Origin of the sequence: Paraburkholderia mimosarum LMG 23256 = NBRC 106338 (assembly GCF_000739815.1) — a bacterium.
Taxonomy (GTDB): domain Bacteria; phylum Pseudomonadota; class Gammaproteobacteria; order Burkholderiales; family Burkholderiaceae; genus Paraburkholderia; species Paraburkholderia mimosarum.
Genome location: NZ_BBJJ01000022.1, coordinates 100,643 through 124,611, shown reverse-complemented (window position 1 = coordinate 124,611; position 23,969 = coordinate 100,643). Strand labels below are relative to the sequence as shown.

At 63.9% G+C, this 23,969-nt stretch carries 15 protein-coding genes and 2 pseudogenes; 14 read left to right on the top strand and 3 right to left on the bottom strand.

Annotated features, from left to right (window positions below; genetic code table 11):
- Positions 1-751 (top strand): annotated as a pseudogene (locus BMI01S_RS41970) (hypothetical protein); the annotation flags it as partial.
- Positions 752-983: 232 nt separating this feature from the next.
- Positions 984-2,096 (top strand): aromatic ring-hydroxylating oxygenase subunit alpha, encoded by a 1,113-nt coding sequence (locus BMI01S_RS18140; protein WP_028214366.1) that lies wholly within the window; start codon positions 984-986, stop codon positions 2,094-2,096.
- Positions 2,097-2,128: 32 nt separating this feature from the next.
- Here the strand turns inward: BMI01S_RS18140 and BMI01S_RS18135 are convergent, their stop codons facing one another.
- Entirely contained in the window at positions 2,129-3,436 is a 1,308-nt protein-coding gene (locus BMI01S_RS18135; protein ID WP_028231172.1) for an MFS transporter, read from the bottom strand.
- A 103-nt stretch (positions 3,437-3,539) separates the two neighbouring features.
- On the bottom strand, positions 3,540-4,622 hold the full coding sequence (locus BMI01S_RS18130; RefSeq protein ID WP_028214368.1) for a tartrate dehydrogenase: 1,083 nt from the start codon (positions 4,620-4,622) through the stop codon (positions 3,540-3,542).
- A 110-nt stretch (positions 4,623-4,732) separates the two neighbouring features.
- Between BMI01S_RS18130 and BMI01S_RS18125 the strand changes: the two genes are divergently transcribed.
- Positions 4,733-5,671: a LysR family transcriptional regulator gene (locus tag BMI01S_RS18125; RefSeq protein WP_028214369.1), complete on the top strand. Its 939-nt coding sequence runs from the start codon at positions 4,733-4,735 to the stop codon at positions 5,669-5,671.
- Here BMI01S_RS18125 and BMI01S_RS18120 read toward each other — a convergent pair.
- Complete coding sequence (locus BMI01S_RS18120; protein WP_028231173.1) at positions 5,668-6,576, bottom strand: LysR family transcriptional regulator; 909 nt, start codon at positions 6,574-6,576, stop codon at positions 5,668-5,670. The genes BMI01S_RS18125 and BMI01S_RS18120 overlap by 4 nt on opposite strands.
- A 138-nt stretch (positions 6,577-6,714) precedes the next feature.
- On the opposite strand from BMI01S_RS18120, the gene metE reads away from it, so the two are divergent.
- The 11 genes and pseudogenes from metE (at position 6,715) to BMI01S_RS18065 (ending at position 23,943) form a co-directional block, all read left to right on the top strand.
- Positions 6,715-9,021: a 5-methyltetrahydropteroyltriglutamate--homocysteine S-methyltransferase gene (gene metE / locus BMI01S_RS18115; protein ID WP_028231174.1), complete on the top strand. Its 2,307-nt coding sequence runs from the start codon at positions 6,715-6,717 to the stop codon at positions 9,019-9,021.
- A gap of 1,437 nt (positions 9,022-10,458) precedes the next feature.
- Positions 10,459-12,504 (top strand): poly-beta-1,6 N-acetyl-D-glucosamine export porin PgaA, encoded by a 2,046-nt coding sequence (gene pgaA, locus BMI01S_RS18110; protein ID WP_028231175.1) that lies wholly within the window; start codon positions 10,459-10,461, stop codon positions 12,502-12,504.
- 6 nt (positions 12,505-12,510) lie between these two features.
- A complete protein-coding gene (gene pgaB / locus BMI01S_RS18105) occupies positions 12,511-14,562 on the top strand; it encodes a poly-beta-1,6-N-acetyl-D-glucosamine N-deacetylase PgaB (RefSeq protein WP_028231176.1) in 2,052 nt (683 codons plus the stop codon).
- Between the two features lie 55 nt (positions 14,563-14,617).
- A complete protein-coding gene (pgaC, locus tag BMI01S_RS18100) occupies positions 14,618-15,949 on the top strand; it encodes a poly-beta-1,6-N-acetyl-D-glucosamine synthase (RefSeq protein ID WP_028214374.1) in 1,332 nt (443 codons plus the stop codon).
- A 51-nt stretch (positions 15,950-16,000) separates the two neighbouring features.
- Positions 16,001-16,453, top strand: coding sequence for a hypothetical protein (locus BMI01S_RS18095; RefSeq protein ID WP_028214375.1), 453 nt, complete (start codon positions 16,001-16,003; stop codon positions 16,451-16,453).
- 64 nt (positions 16,454-16,517) lie between these two features.
- The gene (glmS, locus tag BMI01S_RS18090; protein WP_028231177.1) at positions 16,518-18,347 is read left to right on the top strand and encodes a glutamine--fructose-6-phosphate transaminase (isomerizing); all 1,830 of its coding nucleotides are present in this window, start codon (positions 16,518-16,520) and stop codon (positions 18,345-18,347) included.
- 8 nt (positions 18,348-18,355) lie between these two features.
- Positions 18,356-19,573 carry a hypothetical protein gene (locus BMI01S_RS18085; protein ID WP_028231178.1) on the top strand — a complete coding sequence of 406 codons (1,218 nt, stop codon included), beginning with the start codon at positions 18,356-18,358 and terminating at the stop codon, positions 19,571-19,573.
- 130 nt (positions 19,574-19,703) lie between these two features.
- A pseudogene (locus BMI01S_RS18080) lies at positions 19,704-20,461 on the top strand (NTP transferase domain-containing protein); the annotation flags it as partial.
- A 159-nt stretch (positions 20,462-20,620) separates the two neighbouring features.
- Positions 20,621-21,271: an FMN-binding negative transcriptional regulator gene (locus tag BMI01S_RS18075; RefSeq protein ID WP_028231123.1), complete on the top strand. Its 651-nt coding sequence runs from the start codon at positions 20,621-20,623 to the stop codon at positions 21,269-21,271.
- A gap of 198 nt (positions 21,272-21,469) precedes the next feature.
- Positions 21,470-22,390, top strand: a complete 921-nt coding sequence (locus BMI01S_RS18070) for an SMP-30/gluconolactonase/LRE family protein (protein ID WP_028231122.1) — start codon at positions 21,470-21,472, stop codon at positions 22,388-22,390.
- On the top strand, positions 22,387-23,943 hold the full coding sequence (locus BMI01S_RS18065; RefSeq protein ID WP_028231121.1) for a UxaA family hydrolase: 1,557 nt from the start codon (positions 22,387-22,389) through the stop codon (positions 23,941-23,943). Before BMI01S_RS18070 ends, BMI01S_RS18065 begins: the two co-directional genes overlap by 4 nt.
- Positions 23,944-23,969: the final 26 nt, after the last annotated feature.

Here is a 23,969-nt window from a genome sequence, read left to right as displayed (position 1 = left end):
GCAGCGGGCCCCGAGCGCACCGCCGCCCGTGGTCGCGCAAGTCGCGCCGCCCGCACCGGTTCAGGCGCCGCCGCAGCGAGCCCCGAGCGCACCGCCGCCCGTGGTCGCGCAAGTCGAGCCGCCTGCACCGGTTCAGGCGCCGCCGCAGCGAGCCCCGAGCGCACCGCCGCCCGTGATCGCACAAGTCGCGCCGCCCGCACCGGTTCAGGCACCACCGCCCCGGACCGCTCAGGTTCCGCAGCCGCCGCGTCACGCGCTGGAGTCGCGCACCGTTACGGCGCACACGGACACCAGGCCGCAGAGCGTCGCCGAGCAAAAGAGCAGTGCCAGGGAGCGTACGCTTGCGTCATCGAAGGCCAACGCGGTAAAGGCTTCCGCGGTCCAGCATGCCGACGTCTCGAGGAGTCTCGCGAGCGCACGGGCGAATCTCGACAAGAACAACCTGGGTCCGGCGCGCAGCGCCCTCTCGAGCGTACTCACGCAGCAACCGGGCAACGGCTATGCGCTGCACATGCAGTCCGAATTGACTTCCCGCGAGGATCACCGCGACTCGCTGCTCGGTTATGCAAGGCTCTGCGCGCGCGAGGGCAACTGGGTGTGCGCGTGGCATAACGCCGGGAACGCCTTGACCGTCGATGCATCGAGCAGCGAAGCGAGGGAACTGCTCTCCCGCTCCATCGCCGCCCAGGGCGCGGGCTCCGCAAGGCAGGTGAGTGCGGGGCCGCCCGGGCCGCCGATTGATCCCAACTGAGGTTCTCTCAACGAAGGCCAGGACGCGCATGCGCGACATGGCATGGCGCTCGCGTGATGCTTCCCGTTCGGGCCGCATCGCGTCAGTACTCCGAAGGTCTAACCACAATTGCCCTGCGTTCGTGCGCAGTGCTGAGCCGGCCGATACGCGTACTTGACCCGGGCACGGCACTTGCGCACGTCGTTACGTTTTCCCCCGCGATCGTAACGATCCAGGCAAGGAGCCCTCACCCATGCGCGCAATGCCTTTCACCGACGGCGGCACGGGCGAGTCGCCCTTGCGCGACATCAGCAACCCGGGCGACCTGCGCCGGGTACCCATCCACCCCGATCACTGGTATCCGCTCGCCTGGTCGCGCGACCTCAAGCCTGGAAAGATGATCGGCGCGCATTTCGCGGGCGAACCGGTCGTGCTCGTGCGCACCGTTTCCGGTTCGGTGTTTGCGCTCGAAGATCGCTGCGCGCACCGGCAGGTGCCGCTGCATGCGGGCGTAGTGGAAGGCGAATCGATCCGCTGCGGTTACCACGGCTGGACTTACGATTGTTCAGGCCAATGCGTGGATGTGCCTTATCTCGGCAAGGAACGGCTGCCCAACGGCGTGCGCGCCTACCCGTGCCGCGAGGCGCACAGCATGATCTTCGTCTTTCCCGGCAACGCCACGCTGGCCGGCGATCGACCGCTACCCGCGCTGGCCTCCGTGACGGACAAGGCCTTCAAGACGCGCCGCTTCGGCGGTGAGGTCAGGTGCCATTACTCGTTCATGCACGAAAACCTCATGGACATGAACCATCAGTTCCTGCACCGGCGCCAGATGGGCCAGATGCGGGCGCGCTCGCTTGCGCGGCGGCGCGACGAGAACTCGCTCGAGGTCGATTACACGTTCGCGCGCATGGCCGGCAAGCAGCCGAGGGGCGAAGCGCTCGTGTTCGGCGCGAGCAAGAACCGCGCGGACCCGAGCGCCCGCAGCGTGATGACCATCCGCACGCAATACCCTTATCAAACGCTGGAAATACGTTCGGCCGACGACACGCTCGTCATGGACCTGTGGATCGTCTATGTGCCGCTCGATTCACGGCAGCGCACGAATCGAACCTTCGGACTCCTTTCTGTGCGAAGGCCGGCCGTGCCGTTCCTGCTCGATGCGGCGTGGCCGCTGCTGGTCTGGTTCACTGAGCGCATCTTCAAGGAAGACTGTGCGATCGTGGAGCTGGAGCAGGCGGCGCACGACCATCAGGCCGCCGACTGGAATCACGAAGTCTTTCCCGTCATCATCGAATTGCGCGACCTGCTGCGTCGTTGCGGCGGTCGTAGCGTGATTCCGATTCGCGAGGCTGGCGATGCTTGAGGCAAGCGCGCGATCATGCGCGTGTGCTTCGCTCAGTGGTCGTGCCCGACCTGCGCCATCACCGGCTGACTCGCCTTGCGGCTCAATATCAAAGTCACCAACGCGGAAAGCGCCAGCGTCGCGCCCACTACGTACAGCCCCGCTGCGTAACTCCCGGTCCGGTTCTTCAGCCAACCGATCACGGCGGGGCCCACGAAGCCCCCGAGATTGCCGATCGAATTGATCATGGCGATGCCGGCGGCAGCACCCGCCCCTGAGAGAAACATGCTGGGCATGGCCCACAGCGGCGCCTTCGCGGCGCTGATGCCGATATTCACCACCACGAGCGCCAGCACGATCATCAGCGCGGTGTCGGCCCGGCCCGCGAACACAAAGCCCACGCAAGCCAGCACGCAGGGAATCACGACGTGCCAGGTGCGCTCCGCGGTGCGGTCCGAGTGCCGCGCCCAGAGAATCATCGCGATGACCGCCACGATGCTGGGAATCGCGTTCAGGAGCCCGGTCTCCATCGCACTGAAGCCGTATTGCCGGATGATTAGCGGCGCCCACAGTCCCAGCGTGTAAAGACCGGCCGAGGTGCCGAAGTAGATCAGCGCCAGCGCCAGCACGCGCGGGTCGCGCAGCGCGCTCAAGGCGCCTGTCGTGTGGCCCGCGTGGCCCTCACGCATTTTCGCTTCCCCGGCAAGCTTAGCCATGAGCCAGTCGCGCTCTTTCGCATCGAGCCAGCGCGCTTTCGAAGGCGCATCGGTGAGCGCTTTCAGCACCACGAAACCCAGCACGACGGCGGGAATCGCCTCGATCACGTAGAGCAGTTGCCAGTTGGCGAGACCGAACATCGGCGGCAGTTGCATGAGCGCGCCCGAGATCGGGGAGCCGAGTGCCGTAGAAATCGGTGCGGCTGCCATGAACCATGCGGCCGCGGCCGCGCGTTGCTTCGTTGGAAACCACAGGCTCAGGTACAGAATGATGCCGGGGAAAAACCCCGCTTCCGCCACGCCGAGCAGGAAGCGCAGCACGTAGAAGCTCGTCGGCCCCGTCGCGAATGCGGACGCGGCCGAGACCACGCCCCAGGTGACCATGACACGCGCGATCCAGATGCGCGCGCCCACACGGTGCAGGATGAGGTTGGAAGGCACCTCGAAAAGAAAGTAGCCGATGAAGAACAGGCCGCCGCCCAGGCCGAACGCCGTGGGACTGAGGCCAATCGCCTTGTTCATCGTCATTGCCGCGAAGCCCACGTTGACCCGGTCGAGAAAGCTCACGAAATAGAGCAGCATGACGAACGGGATGATGCGCCACATGAGCTTGCGCGTGACGATTGATTCGATGTCCGAATTCATGTGTCTCCTCCATGGAGGGTGGGTTGGCGGGGGCGTGCGGGTTCTTTTTGTGTCACGCCCCGGCGTGTGCTTGTCTACTGCACGGTCGCGTTCACACCCATGGTCACGCGGCGACGGCCGCTTTCCCGACGAGTTCGCACACCGCCGCGGTGACCTGCGCCGTGCTTGCCTTGCCGCCCAGGTCGCCGGTGTGCAGCGCGGGGTTGGCCGTCACGGTCTCGATGGCCTGCATCACGCGCGCGGCGGCCTCGTTTTCACCGAGGTGTTCGAGCAGCATCACGACCGACCAGAACGTGCCGATCGGGTTTGCGAGCCCCTTGCCCATGATGTCGAACGCCGAACCGTGGATCGGCTCGAACATCGACGGGTAGCGGCGTTCGGGGTCAATGTTGCCGGTCGGCGCAATGCCGAGGCTGCCCGCGAGCGCGGCGGCGAGGTCGCTCAGGATGTCGGCGTGAAGGTTGGTTGCGACGATGGTGTCAAGCGAGGCGGGGCGGTTGACCATGCGCGCCGTGGCGGCGTCGACGAGTTCCTTGTCCCACTTCACGTCCGGGAACTCCTTCGAGACCTGCTGCGCGATTTCGTCCCACATGACCATGGCATGGCGCTGAGCGTTGCTCTTGGTGATGACCGTGAGCAGCTTGCGGGGGCGCGACTGCGCGAGACGGAATGCGAAGCGCAGGATGCGTTCGACGCCGGCGCGCGTGAGGATCGACACGTCGGTCGCGACTTCGAGCGGATGGCCCTGATGCACGCGGCCGCCCACGCCCGAATATTCGCCTTCGGAGTTCTCGCGCACGATCACCCAGTTCAGATCCTCGGGCTTGCAGCGCTTGAGCGGCGCGTCGATGCCGGGAAGAATGCGCGTGGGGCGCACGTTCGCGTACTGGTCGAGCCCCTGGCAGATCTTCAGGCGCAGGCCCCAGAGCGTGATGTGATCGGGCACGTCCGGGTCGCCCGCGGAGCCGAATAGAATCGCGTCCTTGTTGCGAATCGCATCGAGCCCGTCGGCCGGCATCATTACGCCGTGCTTGCGGTAGTAGTCGGCGCCCCAGTCGAAGTTTTCGAACTCGAAGGCAAACCGTTGCGTGGTTTTCGCAAGCGCTTCCAGGAGCGCCTGCCCCGCGGGCACGACCTCCTTGCCGATGCCGTCGCCGGGAATGGTTGCGATGCGATACGTCTTCATGTCTCGTTCCTTTGGAATAGGGCTAGTGGGGACTCACTTTACCGAACTCGTGGTTCAAAAACCGGTGCTAGACTCAAAGCATCATTAACTTGAATTCACAAGTGGCGACCGTGGCCGACACCGTTCAACCCGCCGATCTGGGCTTCTTCTCGACACTGGCCTCCTCGGGAAACCTGAGCGCCGCCGCGCGCGAGCTGGGCCTCACGCCGGCCGCCGTGAGCAAGCGGCTCGCGCAAATGGAGGAACGCGCCGGGGTGCCGCTCGTCAACCGCACGACGCGCCGCATGATGCTCACGCCCGAAGGCGAGGTGTATCTGGAGCACGCGCGCCGCATACTCGATGAGATCGACGAGCTGGGCGAATTGCTGGGCGGCTCGAAAAAGCATCCCAAAGGCTTGCTGCGCGTGAACGCGACACTGGGCTTCGGGCGCAGCCATATCGGGCCGGCGCTTTCGCGCTTCGTCGCGCAATATCCGCAGGTTTCGGTGCAGCTTCAGCTTTCGGTCATGCCGCCGCCGCTCACCGAGGATTCATACGATGTGTGCATCCGCTTTGGCGAGCCGCCCGACACGCGCGTGATCGCGCGGCGTCTCGCGGCGAACCGGCGTTTGCTCTGCGCATCGCCCGCCTATCTCGCGAGCCGGGGCACGCCTGCAACGCCGCACGATCTCGCGAAGCACAACTGCATCAGCATTCGCCAGGGCGACGAAGCCTATGGCGTGTGGCGGCTCTCGCACGAACGCGGCCACTCGCGCAAACCAGAAGCCATCCGGGTCAATGGCAACCTCACGACCAACGACGGCGAGATTGCCGTGAAATGGGCGCTGGACGGACACGGCATACTGATGCGCGCCGAGTGGGACATCAACGAGTATCTGGCGGATGGACGGCTCGTGGTCGTGCTGCCCGAGTACGAGACGCCGGGCGCGGACATCTATGCGGTCTATGCGCAGCGCCACCAGCTTTCCGCGCGTATTCGCGCGTTTGTCGATTTTCTGGCGATCGAACTGGGCAAATCGCAGCGGCATCCAATGCCGCGAAACGTTTAACGCTTCATTCGCGGCGCGTGCCAGTTCGACTTGCGTGCGAACTCGACGAACGAACTCAGGTAGTCCACCACGGCGTCGGCCTCGCGCGTGCCGAGAAAGATCTGCTTGGCGATACCTTCCTTGCCGAGCTTGAGCGCGACGAGCGGCATGCGGTCCGCGTATTCCTCGGCGAGCCAGCGCGGCAGCGCCGCCACGCCCCGGCCGCTCGCCACCATCTGCATCATGATGTCCGTCGTTTCGATCGTCTTGTGGCGGCGCGGTGTGATATTGGCGGGGCGCAGGAACTGGTTGTAGATGTCGAGCCGGTCCGTCTCCACCGGGTAGGTGATGAGCGTTTGGTCCACGAGTTGCTCGGGCTTCACGTAGCGGACCTTGGCGAGCCTGTGTCCCTCGGCCACCACGAGCACCTGCTCGTAGTCGAACACGGGCTCGAAGCGCAGGCCGGGCCGGTTGAGCGGATCGGGCGTGACCAGCACGTCGATGTCGTAGCCGAACAGCGCGCCGATGCCGCCAAACTGAAAGCGCTGCTTCACATCCACATCGACATCGGGCCAGCGCGCGAGATAGGGCGAAACGATCTTGAGCAGCCACTGGTAGCAAGGATGGCACTCCATGCCGATGCGCAGGGTGCCGCGCTCGCCGTCGGCGTATTGCTTCATGCGTGCCTCGGCCAGTTCGAATTGCGGCAGCAGTCGTTCGGCGAGCGACAGCAGATATTGACCCGCCTGGGTGAGCCGCAGGCTGCGCCCTTCGCGGTCCCAGATCGGCGTGCCGAGCTGCTGCTCGATCTTCTTGACCGTGTGGCTCAGCGCCGACTGCGTGAGAAAAAGTGCGCCCGCCGCGGCGGTGAGCGACCCCTGGCGCTGGACTTCGCGGACGATGACCAGATGAATGCGTTCGAGCATGGCAAGCCGCCCGATACCGGGCATGAAAAAATCTAATGGATAAATGAAATAATGCCATTATATTTCATGAGCTGAAACCCCTATCATGGCTGCCATTCCGGGCTTTTCCCGCATTGTTGTTATTGAATGGCAGCGCACATGGTCACTACACACAACCTCGGCTTTCCGCGCATTGGCGCGAAACGTGAACTCAAGTTCGGTCTCGAACGCTACTGGAAGGGCGAATCGTCGCGCGACGAGCTCAAGGCGCTAGGTGCGCAACTGCGCGCGCGCCACTGGGCGGACCAGGAGGGGCTCGACTTCGTGCCCGCCGGAGACTTCTCGTTCTACGACCAGGTGCTCGACATGAGCTTCACGCTCGGCAACCTGCCGCAACGCGTGCAGGGCTTTCACGGCGACAAGCTCGACAACTACTTCCGTGTGGCGCGCGGGCGCTCGGCCCACGGCGCCGACGACCATGCCGCCTGCTGCGGCGGCGTCGCGGCCGCCGAGATGACGAAGTGGTTCGACACGAACTATCACTACATCGTCCCCGAATTCACGGTCGATACGCAGTTCAACCTCGATACGTCGCGCCTATCCGGGCAACTGCGCGAAGCGCGCGAACTGGGCGTGAAGGCCAAGCCCGTCATCGTCGGGCCGCTCACGTACCTGTGGCTCGGCAAGGCCAGGGACGGGGGTGACAAACTCGCGGACAAGCTCGCGCTGCTGCCGCGCATCATGCCGGTGTATCGCGCGCTGCTCGACTACTTCCGCGTGATGGACGTGGAGTGGGTGCAGATCGACGAGCCGATACTCGTGACCGAGCTCGATCCGGCATGGCGCGCCGCGTTCGCCACTGCGTATGAAGGGTTCGAGGTGCGTGGCGTGAAGCTGCTGCTCGCGACTTACTTTGGCGCGCTCCAGGAGAATCTGGACCTTGCCTGCTCGCTGCCTGTCGACGGTCTGCACATCGATGCGATCAACGCACGCGAAGAGATCGCGCTGGCCGCTCGAAAGCTGCCTGCGCAGCGGGTGCTTTCGGTGGGCGCGGTGAACGGCCGCAACATCTGGAAGACGGATCTGAACGCCGCGCTCGACTGGCTCGAACCGCTCGCGAAGCAACTGGGGGACCGTCTGTGGATCGCGCCTTCGTGCTCGCTGCTGCACGTGCCGGTCGATCTCTCGAGCGAAGCGAAGCTCGACGCACAAATGCGCTCGTGGCTCGCATTTGCGCTGCAAAAGCTCGATGAAGTGAAGGTGCTGGCCACGGCGCTCAACGAAGGCCGCGACAAGGTCGCCACGGAACTCGCAGCGAACGCCGCTGACATTCAGGCGCGACGCCAGTCGTCCCGCGTGAACAACGCGGCGGTGAAAGCGGCGATTGCCCGCATCGATGCCGCACTCGGCAATCGCCGCAACGCTTACGCTCTGCGTGCCGCAAAACAGGCTGCTCACCTCAAGCTCCCCGCCTACCCGACCACGACGATCGGCTCGTTCCCGCAAACGGCGGAAATCCGCCACGCACGCAGCGAGTTCAAGCGCGGCGCGCTCGGCAAAACAGGCTATCGGGACGCCATGCGCGCCGAAATCGAACGCAGCGTGCGCGAACAGGAGCAACTGGGCCTCGACGTGCTCGTGCACGGCGAAGCCGAGCGCAACGACATGGTCGAATACTTCGGCGAGCAGCTCGACGGCTATGCGTTCAGCGAGTTCGGCTGGGTGCAGTCGTACGGCTCGCGCTGCGTGAAGCCGCCGATTTTGTTCGGCGATATCAGCCGGCCGAAGGCGATGACGGTCGAGTGGATCGCCTATGCGCAGTCGCTCACGAACAAGCCCATGAAGGGCATGCTCACGGGCCCGGTCACGATGCTCAACTGGTCCTTCGTGCGCGACGACCAGCCGCGTTCGGTCTCGTGCTACCAGCTCGCACTCGCCATTCGCGAAGAAGTGCTCGATCTGGAGAGGGCCGGCGTGCGCGTGATCCAGATCGACGAGGCCGCGCTGCGCGAAGGCCTGCCGCTGCGCCGCGCGCAGTGGGCCGAATACCTGCGCTGGGCCATCGAATCGTTTCGCATCGCCGCGAACGGCGTGGGGGACGAAACGCAGATCCACACGCACATGTGCTACTCGGAGTTCAACGACATCATTGCCTCGATTGCCGGGATGGACGCCGATGTCATCACGATCGAGACATCACGCTCAGATATGGAACTGCTCGACGCTTTCGAAAACTTCAGCTATCCGAATGAAATCGGGCCGGGCGTGTACGACATTCACTCGCCGAACATCCCGAGCGAGGCGCATATCGTGCAATTGATGCAGAAGGCCGCCGAGCGTATTCCGGCGCAGCGCCTTTGGGTGAATCCCGATTGCGGTCTGAAGACGCGCCAGTGGGCCGAGGTCATTCCAGCGCTCACCAATATGGTTGCAGCTGCGAGGACGCTGCGCGAGCGGGCGAATTAGCGAGAGCTTGACCGATTCGGGGCGCACCACACGTGCGCCCGGTCCTTTTCCATAGACGCCATTACGACGATGCGCCGCCTCTTTCAACTGCGCGCTAACGCGTAGAGCGCAGCAGCAAACCGCTAAAGAAATTCCCCGAACTAGCCGACGCACCATCATCAGCGTTTTGCGGTTCAAGGAAAGAAAAATACAAACGGCGACCACCAAAACGATCGAATGAGCGCATGCTCTGTCTGCGCACCGGTGCCATTCGACAAGCCGCTGGCGTTCGGCCCGGCGAATCATCGCAAAAGCTTCGAAGAAGATATGTTGGGGAACACACGCTTTGCGATCCATTGCCGGAAGGCGCAGAACGCTGTTGTGACAGGCAATCGGCAAATGAGGCGATGACGACGTCGGAAGTGCCGTCTTCGCAGATGCTGTGCCATCCAGCGCGCTTTCTCTGCGCTGGCACGTCTGAACATCATTGCCAGTTTGAAAATGCCATGGCGCAGCGCACGCGATGTCATTCACCCGTGTTCAGAAGTGCATCAGTTTTCATGTTGCCTTGGGAGTTTCCCGGGCGTTGCGCAGCGAAGCTGCCTGGTGATCTGTTCTTTTTCCGCCTCGCCCCCGTGCACACGGGCGCGAGCGCTTCTGTATCCCTGAATCATCAAAGGCATCGAACGCCCTTCGCGAAGCGCAGCACTTATGTGTCATTTGCAATCGCGCTTCAATGGCCGACGCGGTGCGAATCGCGCGAACGCGTGTGACCAGAATGCGCGCCACAAATGACGATAACGAGCTGTCGAGCGAGCCGCAGCCGCGCAATTTACGCATGCGGACGAAATCTGTCCGGTGATCGACGGCAACCCCATTGATCACTGTTTCGCCCCAAGTGCTGCCGCGGATAAATAGAAATACAGATCAGTTATGTGTGCAGCCGCACGCTCTCTTCAGCAACGGAGCGACCTCGGCTCGCGGTTCGCGCACGCACGTTCGAAGTGCGTCTACATCCGAGACATCGCCACGGGTGTGCATGCCGTTTCATTCCTGAATCAAAGTAAAAGATTGACGCGACGCACAAGCGCGTGGCCTGCTGGAGTAGGGGTTTCCATCACTATGGGCGTCCCGAAGATGATGTCCGGTGGAGGGGGGCATGGCTTGACGACTTCACCGATGAAACGTTTTTAGACGTTCCTCGCAGCTTTGCAAGGCGGTTTCTGAACGGAGTCCTGAAAACAGAAGGTTCGGCGGGATGCTGGCACGGGCTTCGCTATAAGGCTCGCCGCGCAAATGAACGGGGCAGGTGCGCAACGCAATAACCGGCACCCGGAACACAACGCTGAACTACCCGCCGCTCGCCAGACAAAGCGATCGTTGTTGCCCTCAATGCGCCATTCATATGGCGCAGGGAACCGCTTTGCCTGTCGGCTGGCACCGACCACGCGAGGAACAATGAAAACCAAACGCTCTAGCCGACACAAGCACGCCGCAGTCAAGGCGACCGCCTTGCTGCTGGTGCTGCTTGCGCGCGACTACTGCGCCGCGCAGCCGACCACTGCGTCCGGAATCACGGGGAACGTCGCAGAAGGCCAGGTGGCGGAAGGCAAGGTGGACACGGAGCGCGACCAGCTCCGAAAACGTATCTTTGCGCAAGCGGGTGCGGGCGCGGCGCAGCTTGCGCTGCAGGACGCGCGCGCGAGTCGCGATGCGTTCTCCGATCATGAGCTCTTGCAGATCGAAGCGCTCGTCGTGGAGACGGAAGTGCACTGGGGCCGGCAGCAATCGCTCGCATCCGATGATCCCGATCGCCTCGCCCAGCACAGAACCGCGCTCGAGCACATCGACGACATGCTCGCGCGCACGCCCGAGACGGACGAATACGCCGATGTGCGCCGGGCGGTGCTGGTCGAGAAAGTCGCCGCATTGCAGGGGCTTGGCCGCATGAAGGACGCTACCGCGCTCTATGAGGCCCTGTCCCGCTCCAACGAGCCGATGCCGGCACGCACCTACGCGGCGGCTGGCGACGCGTACACGTACCTCGACCAGCCGCGCAAGGCCGTGCCCGCGTATGAGCACGCCTTGCAAACGCCCGTCGATCCGCTCGTGCCGTCCGTCGAGCCGCATGTGCTAAAGCGCATCGACGTAGAGGAAGGGCTCTTCTTCGCATACCTGGATTCGGGCCGCTACGACGACGCGCAACGGTTGTTGAAGCAAATTTCGGCGAGCACGCCGGTTCGCGCCGATCTCGCCGAGCATCCCGAAGACGTCAACGAAGATTATGGCCGTGTGAAAAAGCTGCAGGCGCAGTACCTGCTCTACACGGACCGCACGCGCGAAGGCGTCGCCGCGCTCGATGATCTGCGCCACGAAGCGCCGTTTGATCCTGCGCTGATCAACGCGCGTTCGGACGCGTCGCTCGTGCAGCAGCGGCCGCGCGAAGCGCAAAAGGTCTACGAAGACACGCTCGTCGATCATCCCGGCGACATCGAAACGCTGGCCAGCCTGGGCCGCACTGCGCTCGAGCTGAACCAGTACGATCGCGCAGCCGACGTGAACGCGACTTTCGGAGACCGCTTTCCGGACAACAACACGGTGAAGGTGTTCCAGCGCGATTACGCTGCCTACAAGAGTCCGCAGCTGATCATTGCCGCGAACGGGCAGAAGGGTAATTCGGTACTTGCCGACAACAACTGGGGCATCGACACCCAGCTCTACTCGATGCCGATCGCCGACTACTGGCGGGTATTTGCGCATCAGTTCAGCGGACGTGCGGACACAGGCGACGGCAACAGCGTGAGCCGCATTCGCAATGGTATCGGCGGCGACTTCCGGTTCCGCGGCATCGATGCCGCTGCGGAAGTCGATCGCTCGACAGGACCGCAAGCGAGGACCGGCGGCGCCGGCAGCCTGAGCTACGCGCCCGATGATCACTGGCGCTTCCAGGCGGGGGTGGACAGCAATGCCAACTCGCTGCCGTGGAAGGCGTATCAGCAAGGTGTGACGGGCCGCACCGCAACGGGCAGCGTGCGCTACACCATCGACGATTACCGCTACTTCGATCTGGCCTACGGCGCAGCGCGATATAGCGACACCAACTTCAACCAGGCCTGGGTCGGCACCTGGTACGAGCGCCTCATCAATACGCCGAATCAACTCGTCGCGACATGGGTCGAGCTGAACACGAGCAGCAACACGCTCGCGAACACCGCGTACTTCGCGCCTCACCGCGATCTGACTGCTCAAGTAACCGCGATGTACCAGTGGACCTCGTGGCGCAACGCCGACCAGTCGCTTGCGAATCGCGCCTACGCGACGCTCGGCGGCTATCGTCAAACGGACATCGGAAACAGCTTGCTGTGGGAGGTGCGTCTCGAACAACAGTGGCAGTTCAGTGCGCACGCGTCCCTTGCGTATGGCCTCGGTCTTTCCAGCCAGCGAATGGATCACACGCGCGAGACCAGCAAGCTCATCTACCTGAACCTGAATGTTCCCCTGTAGGCCATTATGGACAAGCTCAATCGCCGACGTTTTCTCGCTTTCGCCGCGGGTCTCGCCGCAGTGCCCGCCGCGCAGGCTCGCCTCGCGCTCGACCGTTTGCCGCCGGCCGATGCCGACGATGGACTCACGTTTCGCGTGCTCGCCATTCACGATATCCGCGACGATCTGCACGCCGACGTGTCGACGGTCGCCGATACCTGTGCGATAAGCACGGCCACGCTCAACACCATCTTCGCGTGGCTGAAGGCAAAGGACTTTCGCCCGGTGAGCGTCGCTCAGATCGTCGCGTCGCGCAACGGCGGACCGCGTCTGCCGCCGCGCGCCGTGCTGCTCACTTTCGACGATGCGTACAAAAGCCAGTACACCCGCGCCTTTCCGCTGCTTCAACAGTACGGCTATCCGGCGCTGATCGGTGTAGTCACGCGCTGGACGGATACCCCTGCGGGCGACCCCGTACGCATCAGCCACAAGTCGGTGATGCCGCCGGGCTACTTCATGAGCTGGGACGACCTGCGCGAAATGGCGCAGTCGGGCCTCGTCGAGGTCGCTTCGCACACGCACGACATGCATCATGGCGCGCTCGCCAATCCACAGGGGAACGAACTGCCCGCTGCGAGTGCCCATCTGTACTCCCCGCAACTGCAGCGTTATGAAACGGATGAGGAGTACCAGGCACGCGTGCACGGTGATCTGAAGAAGAGCGTCGATCTGATTCAGGAGCGCGTAGGCATGACCGTGCGTTCGGCCGTGTGGCCCTATGGGATGTACAACGCCGCGCTCATCAATGCGTCGCAGGCGCTGGGCATGTCCGTGCATTTCACGCTCGACGACGGCCCGAACACGCCCGACGTGCCGCTCACGCAGATCCGGCGTCTGCTCGTTTCGTACGACTGGGACGTCGGCACGCTGATCGCGCAGATGCGCTCTCCTGGCGCATATCGCGGCGAGCGCAACCCGGTCGAGCGCGTCGTCAACGTATCGCTCGACGAGATGTATGACACCGATCCCAACAGGAGTGAAGAAAAGCTCGGCCGTCTGCTCGATCGCATCAAGGCGCTCGAACCGAAATCCGTGTATCTGAAGGCGTATTGGGATCCCGACAACACGGGCGTCGCGCGCGCGCTCTACTACCCCAACCGTCATCTGCCGATGCGCGCCGACCTGTTCAATCGCACTGCATGGCAACTGATCACGCGTGCGGGCGTGCAGGTGTATGCGCGCATGCCGCTGCTCGCTTTCGATCTGCCGGCGGGCCACGCGGCCGCTGGACGCCTCGTCGAAGTCGCGTCGATCAGCCCGGGCGATGCGCAGCGCGGACGCATGCCGCGTCTGAGCCCGTTTGATCCGCTCGCGCGGCAGACGATTCAGGATCTCTACGATGACCTCACGCGCTATTCGAGCTTCAACGGCGTCGTGTTCGGCGCGGATGCGACGTTGAACGCATACGAAGACACGAGCGCAGCGGCGATGGCAGTGTACCGATCGTGGGGCCTGCCCGGCGATATCGCCCAGATTCACGCATCCGACGAGTTGATGCAGCGCTGGGCGAAGGGCAAGACGGCGCATCTGAACGCCTTCACGAACCAGCTTGCAGAGCGCGTGCGCGCGTATCAGGGCGGCGGCAACGTGCTGACCGCGCGCACGATGCCAGCCGAAGCCGTGCTCGACGCGAACGCCGGATCCAACTTCTCGGTGAGCCTTGCATCGGCCCTCGAGAACTACGACTTCGTCGCGCTGACGGCGGCGCCTCGCGCATCGAACGGGGCTGCCAGCCCGATGGACGACGCATGGCTCGACAGGTTGCGGCAAATCGTGATGAAGCAACCGGGCGCGGCCATAAAGACCGTGTTCGAGTTGCCCGCCTTCAACGCGCAGACGCAGCAACCCATCGAAGCGGCCGTGCTGCGCGCACAGATGAAACGGCTCAACGCCGCAGGCGTCGTGCACATGGGCTATGGGCCGGACGACTTCCTGAAGAACCGGCCGGACACGACTGTGCTGCGCGACGTGATGTCGGTGCAAAGCACACTGCGCATGAATCAGGGGATGTTGGGTTGAGCGTCGCGCGATAACTGAATCTCCAAACGATGCGAAACCGGATCCGGGGAACAAAATGAAAAATGTCTTCAGCTTTATCTCGAACTTCGTCTTTTACTATCCATTGTTGATGGCCTATCTGTGGATGGCAGGTGGTGTGCTTCACTATCTGCTCGTCGAGCGCCGGGACGCCGGGCGCAAGTCGGCGCCGCCGCCGACGTCGTATCCGAAGGTGTCCGTGGTCGTGCCTTGCTACAACGAAGCGGACAACGTGCGCGAAGTGATCGCGTGCCTGGACCAGCTCAACTATCCGAACTACAACATTATCGCGATCAACGACGGCAGCCGCGACGACACCGGCGCGATCCTCAACGAACTGGTGAACGTCTATCCGAAGCTGGTCGTCGTGCATCAGCACCAGAACGAGGGCAAGGCGATCGGGCTCACGACGGCAGCGATGCTCTCGGATGCCGAGTACCTCATGTGCATCGACGGCGACTCGCTGCTCGACAAGGAAGCGATCGGCTGGATGCTGCGCCACTTCCTCGAAGACGCCTCCGTCGGCGCCGTGACCGGCAATCCGCGCATCCGCACGCGTTCGTCGCTGCTCGGCCGCATGCAGGTGGGCGAATTCTCGTCGATCGTCGGGCTGATCAAGCGTACCCAGCACATGTATGGACGTCTGTTGACCGTATCCGGCGTGGTGTCGATGTTCAGGAAGCGCGCGCTTCAGGAAGTCGGCTATTGGAGTTCCGACATGCTGACCGAAGACATCGACATTAGCTGGAAGCTCCAGGTGCAAGGATGGGCCGTGAATTTCGAATCGCGCGCGCTCAGCTGGATCCTGATGCCGGAGACGTTCCGCGGTCTCTACAAGCAGCGCCTGCGCTGGGCGAAGGGGGGCATTCAGGTTCTCTTCAAGTATGCGGGCGCCGTGCTGTCACGCCGCAACATGATGATGTGGCCGATTTTCGTCGAGTACGCGATCAGCATCGTGTGGGCGTACTGCATGCTGTTCACGCTCGTGATGATGGCGGCGACCGCGATGTTCACGCTGCCCGAAAGCTGGCGGTTCGCATTCATGCCGCGCGGCACCGGTGTGCTGCTGTTCGCGACCTGCTGCGCGCAGATCTTGATCGGCTGCCTGATCGATCGGAACTACGACAAGAATCTGATGCGCTATTTCGTCGACACCGTCTGGTATCCCGCTGCGTTCTGGGCGATCAGCATGATCGCGTCAGTGATCGCGTTGCCGGGCGTAGTGAGCCAGCGCCGCAGAAAGCGCGCGCGCTGGGTGAGCCCGGATCGCGGAATCCGGTCGAGCGGCGCGGTGGCCGGCGATGCATCGCCAGCGCCTCAGTACAGCGCAGCGCTCGAAGCGCCGCAGTCCAACGAGCAATTGACATAAAGCATTCGAATCGACAAAACCGGCTCAACATCCTCCACACGGGAAAACAACATGGAATTTCCGATCATCGATGTTTCAAAGCAGTCCGTTTCGCAGTTCGCGACCGAATGCACGAGGGAAAAGGCGATGCGTATGGTCGCGTGGTATCGCTTCGTGCGGCCATCACTCGTGCTCGGCACGTGGGTGCTAGCCGCCGCGTACATCCGCTGGTGTCTGGTGCATGCAAGTGCAGAAGAACTGTCGCTCGACGCATTCATGCCGGGGATCTCGGGGATCGGCATCGTCGTGCTGGCCATGATCCTCTGGACTTTCGGGCGCCAGATGGATGCGATGAATGCGAACCGCGTGCGGCGCATGCCTGAAACGAGCGACGGGCCGCCGCCCGTGACGACGCTTGAAGTCCCGCACGGCGAGGCGGGACGCTGTCTCGTCGCGTATCACGACGACGACGGCATGATCTCGCACGTCGTGACGGCGCCCGACTTCGAGCGTCAGGCTGCGTGAGTGCTCCTGCGTCCCAATATCGGAACATTGAACATAAGCAATTTCACGCACCACGGAGACCACCATGTGCGGAATTATTGGAGCGGTTGCTCAACGCAACGTCGTCGGCGTTCTCACTGAAGGCCTGCGTCGGCTCGAATATCGCGGCTATGACTCGTGCGGTGTTGCCGTCTTGCAGCACGGCACGCCGCGTCGCGTGCGCAGCGTCGAGCGCGTGGCGAATCTCGCAGAGCGGGTCGAAGAAGCGCGGCTGTCGGGCACACTCGGTGTCGCGCACACGCGCTGGGCGACGCACGGCGCACCCGTAACCGACAACGCGCACCCGATATTTTCGCGGGACGAGATTGCGCTCGTGCATAACGGAATCATCGAAAATCACGAGCCGCTGCGCGACGAGCTGAAAGCGCTCGGCTACCATTTCGAATCGGATACCGACACGGAAGTGATCGCGCATCTGATCCACCACACGCGCGGGCAGGAAGCGTCGCGCGATCTGTTGACGGCCGTGCAGCGCGCATTGCAGCGCCTGCGTGGCGCGTATGCGATCGCCGTTTTCGCGAAGAACGAACCAGACCGCGTGATCGGCGCGCGTGCGGGTTCTCCGCTCGTGATCGGCGTCGGCGAGGGCGGCAATTATCTGGCTTCGGACGCGATGGCGCTGTCCGGCACGGCCGGGCATTTCATCTTCCTCGAAGAAGGGGACATCGCCGTGCTGTCGTGCGATGGGGTGCATATCATCGATCGCGATGGCGCAACGGCGCGTCGCGAACTGCAGGCGCATCACGCTACCCACTATGCCGCGGAGCTGGGTCCGTATCGCCACTACATGCAGAAGGAGATCTTCGAGCAACCCGACGTGGTCGCCGACGCGACGGAACGCGTGCGTTCGATCACGCCGGCGCTGTTCGGCGCGAAAGCGCAGCGCGCGTTCAGCGAGATAGATTCGTTGCTGCTGCTGGCGTGCGGCACCAGCTACTACTCGGCGCTGACCGCCAAATACTGGCTCGAATCGATCGCGGGCATTCCGACGCAAGTGGAGATTGCCAGCGAATACCGCTATCGCGAGAGTGTCGTGAATCCGTGCGGGATGGTCGTCGTCGTCTCGCAATCGGGCGAAACGGCCGATACGCTCGCCGCGTTGAAGCATGCGCAACAGCTTGGCTATCACCATACGCTCGCGATCTGCAACGTGCCGCACAGCTCGATGATGCGGCTCACGGAGCTGCAATATCCGACCGGAGCGGGACCAGAGATCGGCGTGGCGTCGACGAAGGCGTTCACGACGCAGCTCGTCGCGCTTTACCTGCTGGCTCTGACGCTCGCCAAAGAGCGCGGCCGCGTGAGCGCCGACGACGAGGCGCTGGCGCTGCGTCAACTCCACCATCTCCCTGCCGCGTTGAACAGCGTCCTTGCGCTGGAGCCCCAGATCGTAGCGTGGGCACAATCGCTTGCGCGCAAGGATCACGCGCTGTTTCTCGGGCGCGGCGTGCATTACCCGATCGCGCTGGAGGGCGCGCTGAAGCTCAAGGAGATTTCATACGTGCATGCGGAAGCCTATCCCGCAGGCGAGTTGAAGCACGGTCCGCTTGCCATTGTCACGAGCGAGATGCCGGTGATTACGGTCGCGCCGAACGATGCACTGCTCGACAAGCTCAAGTCGAACATGCAGGAAGTGCGTGCGCGCGGGGGCGAGTTGTATGTGCTGGCGGATGCCGGCACGAAGATCGAAAACACTCACGGCGTGCGCGTGATCCAGTTGCCGGAACATTACGGACCCCTGTCGCCGATCCTTCACGTGGTGCCGCTGCAGTTGCTCGCGTATCACACGGCATGCGTGCGCGGCACCGATGTCGACAAGCCGCGCAATCTGGCGAAATCGGTTACGGTCGAGTGAGGGACGGCATGCGGGCGACATGTGCGGTGCTTGCCTTGGTGGCCGCATGCGGCCTCCTTCCGGTCGCTTCGCCGGCGGGCGCGAAATCCGCGAAAGCCTCGGGCGCCGTGCGCGTGCCAAAGGGCGATATGCGCGCCTACATGCACGGAATCGGCGCGACGATCGATGCGCGTGGCGTAACGACCGTGTTCTTCAGCAGTTCGGGCCTGCCGCCGCGCGGCGCGGGCGCCGACGGCAACTGGACGCACGATGTGTATATCGCGCGCTGGACGCCGCAGCAGCGCAATCTCGGCCGTCCGCGCATTTTCATCCGGCGTCCCGAAGCGCAGGAGCCCGTTTCGGTCGCGCAAAACGATACGGGCCGCGTGATGGTGTCGTTCGAAGACGGCTGGAATACGCCGAACGAAGTGAGCCAGCGCTACGGCGTGTACACGTCCGCGTTGAAAGGCGTGAAGCCGTACCCGAACGACGTTCTGTCGGGCGGCCATTCGGGGCATGTTGCCGCTGTCGGCCCGCGTTTCGTGGTGTTCTATTCGAATGACTGGGTCGACGGTGGCGGCGTCGATAACCTCGGCACGGGCAACGGCGTCTATGTGAAGACGTATGATGCCGACGGCTCGCTGCAACGGGCCATCGACGTGGCGCCGCGCGTGCGCGAATGGTGGCCCATGATCGCCGGCTCGCCGGCGCGCGCGCTGCTCGTGTGGCAGCAGTATGTGAGCGGCGAGACCTATGCGAGGCTGAAGGTCGCGACGCTCGATCCTGCGACGGGGGCGCTGAGCGACCCGCGTGTGATCGCTGGCCACGTGCGGTACTACACGTACGCGGCTTCGTACGTGCCGTCGATCGAGCGCTTCATCGTGGTCGCCACTGACGACAAGGGCAGCGGCTTCGCGCAGCTCGTCGATGCGAACGGAACGACGACGGCGACGCTTCCTTGCATGCCGGAGACGGTTCGCGAGGCAGGCGTTGCGGTGATCGGCGATCGGGCGTTCACGCCGTCGCAGGATGGACGGCTGCTGCATCTGAAGCTGACGTCCTCATCTATCGAACTCGCGGGCACGCAGCCGTCGCCGGTCAAATGGACTTATACCGGCAGCATCGGGCTCGTGCGCTCGCCCGACCAGTTGCATTGGGTCGCCACGAGCCCCGAAGGCCTGCAGGAAGCGGACTTCGATCTGAAAGCCGCGACAGCGCCTCACAATCAGGATGAATGCCGGGGATAGAGGGGCGTTAAGGCGTTCCGCGTGCGCATCCGACGCATTTAACGTGGCGAAATCTGGTGAGTGATTTGCATAAGCCGGACCCCGCACTCCGTCAAAACCATATCGACCGAAAAATATATAGAGGTACGAATTGAATATCGTGATCCTCGCGGCAGGCATGGGCAAACGCATGCACTCCGCGCTGCCCAAGGTCCTGCATCCGCTCTCCGGCAAGCCGCTCCTCTCGCACGTCATCGATACCGCCCGCACGCTTTCGCCCACCCGCCTCGTGGTCGTGGTCGGCCATGGCGGCGAAGCCGTGCGCGAGGCCGTCGGCGCGCCCGACGTCCAGTTCGCGCTGCAGGCGCAGCAGCTCGGCACGGGCCACGCGCTCGCGCAGGCGCTGCCGCTGCTCGACGCCAGCGTGCCCACGCTCGTGCTCTATGGCGACGTGCCGCTCACGCGTGCCTCGACGCTCAGGCGCCTTGTCGATGCCGCCGGCCAGGACGGCTACGGCATTCTCACCGTCACGCTCGACGATCCGACCGGTTACGGCCGCATCGTGCGCGACACGGCGGGCAAGGTCGTGCGCATCGTCGAGCAGAAGGACGCGAACGAAGCGCAGCGCAAGATCGCCGAGATCAACACGGGCATCGTCGTGACGCCCACCGCGCCGCTCGCGGGCTGGCTCGACGCGCTCAAAAACGACAACGCCCAGGGCGAGTATTACCTCACCGACGTCGTGGAAGCCGCGATCGCCTCTGGCCATCCGGTCGTGACCGCACAGCCCGACGAAGAATGGGAAACGCTCGGCGTGAACAGCAAGCAGCAGCTCGCCGAACTCGAGCGCGTGCACCAGCGGACTGTGGCGGAGGCGCTGCACTGACTGGCGTGACGCTCGCAGACCCGGATGGGGCATCGCCTTTACTTGTGCTGTTCCGGGCATGATTTTGGTCCCTTGAAAATGCAGCAAGGTGGATCTATGGAATGAGCCATATTTGAGGCACACTGGAAACGCGTGGCTGCGCCGGCCACGTTTTCCACTCACCCCACGAGCAGGCATCCCGCATGTACGTACCCGCCCATTTCGCCGAAAACCGCAAGGAAGTCCTGCATGAATGCATCGCCCAACATCCGTTCGGCACGCTGGTGACGCACGGGAAGAGCGGCCTCGACGCCAATCACATTCCTTTCGAACTCGCAGCGGAAGAGGGCGAACTCGGTGTGTTGCGCGCGCACGTCGCGCGGGCCAACCCCGTTTGGCAGGACGTAGCCAACGGCGATGAGGTTCTCGTGATCTTCAGAGCGGGCGATGCCTATATCTCGCCGAACTGGTATCCGAGCAAACATGAAGCGCACAAGCAGGTGCCGACGTGGAACTACAGGGTGGTTCATGCGCACGGGCGCATCACGATCCTCGACGACGAGCGCTACGTGCGTGGGGTGATCGGCCGCCTGACGCGCACGCACGAAGCCTCGCAGCCGACGCCATGGAAAATGGCCGACGCGCCAAGGGAATACACGGATGCGCTGGTCAAGGCGATCGTCGGCGTGCAGATCGAGATCACGCGCCTCGTGGGCAAGAGCAAGCTCAGCCAGAACAAGGAGGAGCGCGATATTCGCGGCGCGGGCGAAGCGCTCAAGTCGCTCGGGGAATCTCCCATTGGCGACGCCATGCTCGCCGCCGCTGCCCAGAAGGCTGCCCAGAACGGCCAATAGCGCGCTCGCGAGCTCGATCTGGACCAGATTTTCGCCTGGACCCGATCGCCAAGCGGGCTTGCGGGTAAACCACATTCCAGGCGCATGAATAAATTCTTCACACGCCTATTCAACTGGGATTTAATTGTCCGGCGCGGCAGTCTGCGACCGGTCACGCGCGACGCCGTGACCTGACCCTGACGATACGAGGCCGGAACGATGAATCCTCAAGAATACGAAATCCACGATGCGCGCTTTCGCATGCTGCTGCAGCCGAACGCACAGTTCGAGAAACTCGCGGGCGGCTGCATGTGGGCGGAGGGGCCGGTCTGGTTCCCGGCAGGCGACTTTCTCGTCTGGAGCGACATCCCCAATAACCGGATGATGCGCTGGGTGCCCGGCATCGGCACGGGCGTGTTCCGCGCGAACGCCAATTTCAGCAACGGCAATACGCTCGACCGCGAATGTCGTCTGGTGACGTGCGAGCACGGCACGCGGCGCGTGACGCGCACGGAGCACGACGGGCGGATCACCGTGATCGCGGACCGCTTCGAAGGGCGGCGCCTGAATTCGCCCAACGACGTGATCGTGCATTCGGACGGCTCGATCTGGTTCACGGATCCCGACTACGGCATTCTCGGCGACTACGAAGGCTTTCGTGCGCCGAGCGAGATCGGCGCATGCCATGTCTATCGCGTGGCGCCGGGCACGGGCGTGGTGGAACGCGTGGCCGACGATTTCGCCAAGCCCAACGGCCTGGCCTTCTCGCCCGACGAGTCGCGCCTCTACGTCGCCGATTCGGGCGCCTCGCATATCGAGAACGGTCCGCATCATATCCGCGTGTTCGACGTCGATGCGCATGGCAAACTGCACAACGCCCGCGTGTTCGCGGAAGTCTCGCCCGGTGTGCCCGATGGCATGCGCGTGGACGAACACGGCAACGTCTGGACGAGCGCGGGCGACGGCATCCATTGCTATGCGCCCGATGGAACGCGGCTCGGCAAGATTCTCGTGCCGGAAACCGTCGCGAATCTCGTGTTCGGCGGGCCGAAACGCAATCGTCTCTTCATCGCGGCCAGTACGTCGCTGTACTCGCTCTACGTGGGCGTACGTGGCGCTTTCAACGGAGCGCCGCAATGAGCCCATTCGATACGCCCGCCGCTTCGGCGCTTTCGGCCGCGCTGATTCTGCTCGACCGGCGCGACGACGTCGCCATTGCACGCGCGCAGTTGCTGCCCGGTTCGCCGCTGTATGGCGAGTACACGGTTGCGAGCATGATTCCGCCCGGACACAAGATTGCGTTGCGCGATATCGCGCAAGGCGAACCGGTGCGCCGCTACGGGCAGATCATCGGCTTCGCGAGCCGTCCGATCCGTCGCGGCGAGCATGTCCACACGCAGAATCTGTCGATGGGCGATTTCGAGCGCGATTACGCCTTCGGGGTGGACGCGCACGAAACGCCGGCCGCCACGCAACCCGCGGCATTTCTCGGCATCCGGCGTGCCGATGGCCGCGTGGCGACGCGAAATTACATAGGCATCCTGACGTCTGTCAATTGCTCGGCGACGGTCGCGCGCGCGATTGCCGATCACTTCAGGCGTGACATCCACCCCGAGGCGCTCGCGGCCTTCCCCAACGTGGATGGCGTGGTGGCGCTCACGCACGGTGAAGGATGCGCGCTCGCCGCCGAGGGCGAGCCGATTACCGTCTTGCGCCGTACGCTGGCGGGCTATGCGCGGCATCCCAACTTTTATGCAGTGCTGATCATCGGACTGGGCTGCGAGACGAACCAGATCGACGGCCTCGTTGAGGCCGGGCAACTCGAACGCGGCGCGCGCCTCTCGACCATGACGATCCAGCAGACCGGCGGCACCGCGCGCACGGTCGCCGCGGGCATCGACCAGGTGCGCGCGCTGCTGGCCGAGGCGAATAACGTGACGCGTGAGCCGGTGGCTGCGCGCCACCTCATGGTCGGCCTGCAGTGCGGCGGCTCGGACGGCTACTCGGGCATCTCCGCGAATCCCGCGCTCGGTGCGGCCGTAGACCGTCTCGTCGCGCATGGCGGCACGGCCATTCTCTCGGAAACGCCCGAGATCTACGGCGCCGAACATCTGCTCACGCGGCGCGCGGTCTCGCGCGAGGTGGGAGAAAAGCTCGTGGCGCGCATCCGCTGGTGGGAGGCGTATTGCGCGCGCATGGAAGCCAGCATGGACAACAATCCGTCGGCTGGAAACAAGGCGGGCGGCCTCACGACGATCCTCGAAAAATCGCTCGGCGCGGTGGCGAAAGGCGGCACGACGCAGCTGGTCGAGACCTACGAGTATGCGCAACCCGTACGCGCGCAAGGGCTCGTGTTCATGGATACGCCAGGCTACGACCCGGTCTCCGCCACGGGGCAGGTGGCGGGCGGCGCCAATCTGATCTGCTTCACGACAGGCCGCGGTTCGGCCTACGGCTGCGCGCCTTCGCCTTCACTGAAGCTGGGCACGAACACTGCGCTGTGGCGTCGCCAGGAAGAGGACATCGACCTCAATTGCGGCCGCATCCTCGACGGCGAGCAGAGCGTCGACGAAGCAGGCGCGGCGATTTTCGAGCTGATGCTCGCGACAGCCTCCGGGGCGCGCACGAAGAGTGAGCTGCACGGCTATGGCCAGAACGAATTCGTGCCCTGGCATCTGGGGGCGGTCATGTAGAACGGCTGCGGCGATGGCGCAGTCAC